At 68.9% G+C, this 6,387-nt stretch carries 5 protein-coding genes; 1 reads left to right on the top strand and 4 read right to left on the bottom strand.

Features of this window, described 5'->3' with window-relative positions:
- Window positions 1-481: 481 nt before the first annotated feature.
- Entirely contained in the window at window positions 482-655 is a 174-nt protein-coding gene (locus tag AS029_RS17610) for a hypothetical protein (protein WP_167345254.1), read from the bottom strand.
- A 103-nt stretch (window positions 656-758) separates the two neighbouring features.
- Window positions 759-2,213, bottom strand: a complete 1,455-nt coding sequence (rpsA, locus tag AS029_RS10160) for a 30S ribosomal protein S1 (protein ID WP_058232454.1) — start codon at window positions 2,211-2,213, stop codon at window positions 759-761.
- A gap of 426 nt (window positions 2,214-2,639) precedes the next feature.
- Here rpsA and AS029_RS10155 point away from each other — a divergent pair, with 426 nt between their 5' ends.
- Window positions 2,640-3,647: an aggregation-promoting factor C-terminal-like domain-containing protein gene (locus AS029_RS10155; RefSeq protein ID WP_175456649.1), complete on the top strand. Its 1,008-nt coding sequence runs from the start codon at window positions 2,640-2,642 to the stop codon at window positions 3,645-3,647.
- Between the two features lie 363 nt (window positions 3,648-4,010).
- On the opposite strand, the gene AS029_RS10150 is transcribed toward AS029_RS10155, so the two are convergent.
- Window positions 4,011-5,705: an ABC1 kinase family protein gene (locus tag AS029_RS10150; protein ID WP_058232453.1), complete on the bottom strand. Its 1,695-nt coding sequence runs from the start codon at window positions 5,703-5,705 to the stop codon at window positions 4,011-4,013.
- A 52-nt stretch (window positions 5,706-5,757) separates the two neighbouring features.
- Window positions 5,758-6,336, bottom strand: coding sequence for a PadR family transcriptional regulator (locus AS029_RS10145; RefSeq protein ID WP_058232452.1), 579 nt, complete (start codon window positions 6,334-6,336; stop codon window positions 5,758-5,760).
- Between the last annotated feature and the right edge of the window lie 51 nt (window positions 6,337-6,387).

Raw genomic sequence — 6,387 nt, 5'->3', positions numbered from 1 at the left:
CAACCCCCAAAAGGGCTGGTCTTTGATCCAAAGGAATTTCTCGCAGTCCGAAGACCGACGAGGAATAAATTGGCATTTGACAAGTGCACGCTGTTGAGTTCTCAAGGAACGGACGCACCCACAAGCAACAGTCTTCCGACCAACCCGTGGGGCAGTTCACATCAAAATCGGACCGTTCGAACCTTCAAGCTCTCACCGTGGGACCCAACAAGATCAACGTCGTGAAAACCGGCCGAACGACCGAAGCAAAACCATACACCATCCGGCGAGGTCCTGCACGGTCCGCCACTTGAGACGAAGCGGGGCCTTCCGGCCTCTCCGCTCTCCCCTGTGGGGCGAACAAGCAATAACTTACGTGCCAACCACCCACCCGTCGAATCCACACCACACCCCGGGCGTGTCGCACCCGTAAACCCGCGGAAACACGCGCGAAACATGGCGGAGGGCCAGCGCATCGAGGGACGCCGGCTCGTCTCGACGCTCAGGCGGCGAGACGCAGCTGCAATGCGGGGGCCGTGGCATCCATGTGTCCGCCGGTGAACTCGATGCCGCCGAAGAACATCGCGCCGACCACCAGCGCGAACACGAACGCGATCGACAGGAAGAGCACGGCGACGCCGGCGAGGGTGATCAGGAGCGGAAGTCGGTTTGCCATACATCGATCCTCTCCCAGGGCGCCGGCCGGCGGCCAGGGCTTGCGCGGAAACGACCGAAGGCCGGCACCTCCGAAGAGGTACCGGCCTTCAGTACAGGACGGATCAGCGACCGGAGAGCTTCTCGCGAAGCGCAGCCAGCGACTCGTCGTCGGCGAGGGTGCCCTGGGCGGGCGACTCCGACGAGAACGATCCACCGAACGAACCGGTGTCCGTCGGGTTGGCGGCCTCGGCCTCGAGGGCCTTGGTGACGGCGGCCTTGTGAGCCTCCCAGCGACCCTGGGCAGCGGCGTACTCCTGCTCCCACTGCTCGCGCTGAGCGTCGAAGCCCTCGAGCCAGGCACCCGACTCGGGGTCGAAGCCCTCGGGGTACTTGTACTCGCCACGCTCGTCGTACTCGGTGGCCATGCCGTACAGCGCCGGGTCGAACTCGGTGCCGTTGGGGTCGACCGACTCGTTGGCCTGCTTGAGCGACAGCGAGATGCGGCGACGCTCGAGATCGATGTCGATGATCTTGACGAAGACCTCTTCGCCGACCGACACGACCTGCTCGGCGAGTTCGACGTGCTTGCCCGACAGCTCGGAGATGTGCACGAGGCCCTCGATGCCGTCGGCCACGCGGACGAACGCACCGAACGGAACGAGCTTGGTGACCTTGCCCGGAGCGATCTGACCGATCGCGTGGGTGCGGGCGAACACCTGCCACGGGTCTTCCTGCGTCGCCTTGAGCGAGAGCGACACGCGCTCGCGGTCGAGGTCGACCTCGAGGATCTCGACGGTGACCTCCTGGCCCACCTCGACGACCTCGGAGGCGTGCTCGATGTGCTTCCACGACAGCTCGGAGACGTGAACGAGACCGTCCACGCCACCCAGGTCGACGAACGCACCGAAGTTGACGATCGACGAGACCGTGCCCTTGCGGACCTGGCCCTTGTGCAGGTTGTTCAGGAACGTGGTGCGCGACTCGGACTGCGTCTGCTCGAGCAGGGCGCGGCGCGACAGCACGACGTTGTTGCGGTTCTTGTCGAGCTCGAGGATCTTGGCCTCGATCTCCTGGCCGAGGTACGGCGTGAGGTCGCGGACGCGGCGCAGCTCGATGAGCGATGCCGGGAGGAAGCCGCGGAGGCCGATGTCGACGATGAGACCACCCTTGACGACCTCGATCACGGAACCGGTGACGACACCGTCGTTCTCCTTGATCTTCTCGACGTCGCCCCAGGCGCGCTCGTACTGGGCGCGCTTCTTGGACAGGATGAGGCGGCCTTCCTTGTCCTCCTTCTGGAGAACGAGGGCCTCGACGTGATCGCCGACGTTGACGACCTCGTTGGGGTCGACGTCGTGCTTGATCGAGAGCTCGCGCGAGGGGATGACGCCTTCGGTCTTGTAACCGACGTCGAGGAGGACCTCGTCGCGGTCGATCTTGACCACGGTGCCCTCGATGAGGTCGCCGTCGTTGAAGAACTTGAGCGTCTTCTCGACGGCGGCCAGGAAGTCTTCGGCGGAGCCGATGTCGTTGATCGCGACCTGCTTGGTAGCGGGGGCGGTCGTTGCGGTAGTCATGTAGTGGGTTGTCCTAGTTGGGTGTGATGTCGGGCTCCGACTCCTGCGCCCGTCGGTCCGGCGGACCGGGGCTGTCGTGCGAATGTCTGCCGGGAGGCGGACGCGCGCCACGAGTCGAAGCGAAGCGGATTGTCGTGCGGCGTCACGGGCCCACTCGGAAACGAGCAAAGCCCACGTGTGACACCCCAGTCTAACCCACCGCCCCCTCCCCGCGGAGTGCGTCGCCGGAGCGAGCGTCACAGAGCGTCTTCCAGGACGCGTCGGACGGTCCCGATTCGGCTCGGATCTGCGCTTTCGTCGCACCCTCCTCACGTCGCGCGCCCAGGTGGCATCCAGAATCCCGTGCCAGGCTCCCCGTTTCGTGCCCGCCGAACGCGGGTCGGACGGTGACACCCGCATCGTCCCCCCTCACGTGAAACCGGTTTTATGCGCTCTTCTTCGACGCCCTTTTCCAACCGTCGTGACCGCCGCCTCGCCGCCCGCCGCACCCGTCGTCGCCCCGCCGCGACCGTCGGCGCGCTCGTGGTCGGAGCGGTCGCGGCTGCGACCCTGACCGGCACCGTGCCGGCCGCCACCGCCTCGCCCGCCGACCTCTCGTCGGCGACCTTCTCGCTCGCGTCGGCGACCACCCCGACCGCCCTGTCCGCTCCGCGGGGCCCTGAGGCCGCCGCAGCGCGCGCAGCGGAGTCGACTGCCGCCACCTCCCTGCAGGCGGCCTCCACCGTGCAGGCCGACATCGCGGCATCCGGTCTCGACATCGGTCAGCCCGCCACGATCGACACCGACGCGCTGGCGCACGCCACGGAGCGCCTGCAGTCGGCATCCGCACTGCCCGAGACGTTCCTGCCCGGTCTCGCCTCCGACGTGACGGCCGCGACCGCTGCGGTCGACCAGCGCGTGGCCGAACTGCGCGGAAGCCTCGACGCCGCGGTGGCGAAGAAGGCGGAGGAGGAAGCCGCCGAGAAGGCACGACAGGAGGCCGAGGCCGCCGCCGCTGCCGCCGCGAAGGCCGCCGAAGAAGAAGCGGCGGCGGCGGCGCAGCGAAGCACCTCGTCGACGTCATCGTCTTCGTCGACCGGGGGCGGCTCGTCCGCGCCGTTCGCCACGGGCGGCGGCTCGGGTGACAACAGCCCGGCCGGCGCCAAGGCCACCGCTCGCGGCATGCTGTCCAGCCGCGGTTGGGGCGACGACCAGTTCTCCTGCCTCGAATCGCTGTGGAACAAGGAGTCGGGCTGGAACTACCGGGCCTACAACGCCAGCAGCGGCGCCTACGGCATCCCCCAGGCGCTCCCTGGCAGCAAGATGTCGTCGGCCGGCGCGGATTGGGAGACCAACGCGACCACCCAGATCTCGTGGGGCCTCGGCTACATCTCCGGCCGCTACGGCGACCCGTGCGGCGCGTGGAGCCACTCGCAGTCGACCGGCTGGTACTGACCCGCCCTCGGTCGCCGCGCGGCGGCCGAACGCCCCACACGAGAGCGTCGTCCCGGAAACGATTCGGGGCGGCGCTCTCGTCGTCTCACGACGTCCCATCGACCCCGGGGAACCACCGCGGGCTCTCGGGAATTCGATTCTCAGGAGAACCGGCTCGCGGGCGAACCGACCCTCAGGGGAACCGACGCGCGGCGGAACCGGCGCGGGGAAACCGACGCGCGGGCGAACCGACTCGCGGGGCACCGACTCGCGTGGCCCCGGCGCGCGGGGGGAGCCGACTCGCAGGGCCGCTCGGACCGCCGACGCACGCCAAGACACCGCGGGCGCGACATCACCGCCGCGCAACGGTCGGAGTGCCGCGGGTCAGGCGCCGTTGCGGCGGGCGACGAAGCCGGCGAGCAGGGCGTGCGCGAGCGGACCGAGCGAGGCGGTCATGAGGATCGTGCCGAGCACCGCCTGCTCGGCCTGCAGCAGCACTCCCCCGACCAGCAGCCCCGTGAACAGCACCGCGGAGACCACCCGGCGGATCATGCGCTCGAGGTCTCGCAACCGGCGCTCGATGCGGGGCGTCTCGACCGAGAGCGAGCCCTCCTCGAGCCGAGAGATGAGGTTGTCGGCGCGACGCGGGAGTCGCGCGGTCACCGCCGCGACGGCCCCGACCTCGCGGGCGAGCGCCTGGACGGTGTTCCCGCTCTCTTCGCGGATCAGGCGCTGGGCGTAGGGCTCGACGGCATCCCAGATGTTGAAAGCCGGGTCGAGCGCGCTGCACATGCCACTGGTCAACGACATCGCGCGGACGATGAGGAGGAAGTTCTCGGGCAACTGGAACGGCAGGGAACGCACGACGTCGCCGAACTCGATCGCGAATGCGCGGAACTCCCGCGGGTCGACCTCCTGCAGTTCGGCGAAGCCCATCCCCCCGAACCGCGAGAAGAGCTGGGTCATGGCCCGCTCGAGCTGGATCGTGTCGGCCGAGGGCAGCAGCACGCCGACGTCACGGATGCCGTCGACCAGGCCTTTTCCGTCACGGGAGGCGGCCGCGATGAGCACCCGCCGCAGACCCCGCCGCAGACTCGGCGGCACGTCGCCCATCATGCCGAAGTCGATGAACGTGAACCGCCACGCCGGGGTGGTGGCATCCGGGGACGGGAGGGGCGTGACGAACACGTTCCCGGGGTGCGGGTCGGCGTGGAAGAAGCCGTCGTCGAAGAGCTGGTCGAACATCACCCGCGCGAAGCGCGCGGCCACCTCGGACGGATCGATGCCGGCGGCGCGGAGCGCGTCGACATCGTTGATCTTGATGGCGCTGACGTCTTCGAGCGTCAGCACGCGGCGGGTGGTGCGCTCCCACACCACCTCGGGGACGGCGACTCCGCCCTCACCCCCGAAGTCGGCCGCGAACCGCTCCGAGTTCGCCGCTTCGTGGAGGTAATCGATCTCCTCGAGGCTCGTGACGGCGAACTCCTCCACGAGCGCGGGCATGTCGACACGGTCGCGCACGAGCGCGACCTTGCTCAACCACACCCCCACCTTGCGCAGGGCCCGCAGGTCGACGTCGACGATGCGGTCGATATCGGGGCGCTGGATCTTGAGCACGACGGCGCGCAAGCCCGTCTCGGCGGCCAGCGCGTCGGTGAGGACCGCGCGGTGCGCCTGGCCGAGCGACGCCGCGGCGAGCGGGCGCTCGTCGACACTCGCGAAAGCGCGCTCCAGTGGCATCCCGAGCTCTCGTTCGGCGCGGGCGCGCATCTGGGCGAACGGGACCGCGGGGACCTCGTCTTGCAGCCCCTCGAGCTCTTTCGTGATGACCGGGGGCAGCACGTCGAGGCGCGACGACATGAACTGCCCGACCTTGATCATCAAGCCGCCGAGGTCGACGGCCAGCACGTGGAAGCGGCGGGCGATGCGCTGCAGCCGGCGGGTGCGGCCCCGGGCGGAGATCCACCCGAGGCCGAACCGCGGCAGGAAGAGCTCGTACCACCAGGCCTGCACCAGGTAGCGCGCCGCGAAGCGCGTGATCCGCCGGTAACGGGCCTTCATGAGGGCGTCGTCGGTCATCGGTCCTCCGGGATGCCGACGGACGCGCGGCGCACGTCGAGCTCGATCAACCTCAGCCCTGGGCGAGGATCGAGTAGAGCTTACGGCGAGCCTCGTCGAGGATCTCCACCGCCTGCTGCACCTGCTCCTTGTTGCCGGTTCGCGCGACCTGGGCGGCCGCCTGGGCGAGCTCGACGCCCGCTTTGGGAAGGGCCGTCATGCGCCCGCTGTCGCGCGAGCCCGCGGATTCCCACGGCGCGCTGCGCTCGGTGGTCTCATCTCCCGCGGCCGCGCGGCCCTCGGCGGTGAGCGAGTACGTCTTGCGACCGTTCGACTCCTCGGCCTGCACGAGGCCCTCGTCGGTGAGCAGCTGCAGCGTGGGGTACACCGAACCGGGGCTGGGCTTCCACGAGCCGCCGCTGCGGTCCTCGATCTCGCGGATGATCTGGTAGCCGTGCATCGGCTGCTCGAGCAGGAGCGAGAGCACGGCCGAGCGCACGTCGCCCTTGTTCATGCGCGGCGTCGAACCGGTCTTCTGCTCGAACTGCGTCCGCAGCTGCTCGAGACCCTCGAGAATGTTGGACATCGGCCACCCGGGGGTGTTGTTGCCACCGCGTCCGCCGAACGCGTCTCCTAGGAATGAACCACTCATGACGACCTCCTTCGCGCGGACCCGATCTGAGTCAGCGATACATAACGATAT

Source organism: Microbacterium enclense (assembly GCF_001456955.1).
Lineage (GTDB): Bacteria > Actinomycetota > Actinomycetes > Actinomycetales > Microbacteriaceae > Microbacterium > Microbacterium enclense.
This window is presented reverse-complemented; position numbering and strand designations above follow the sequence as displayed.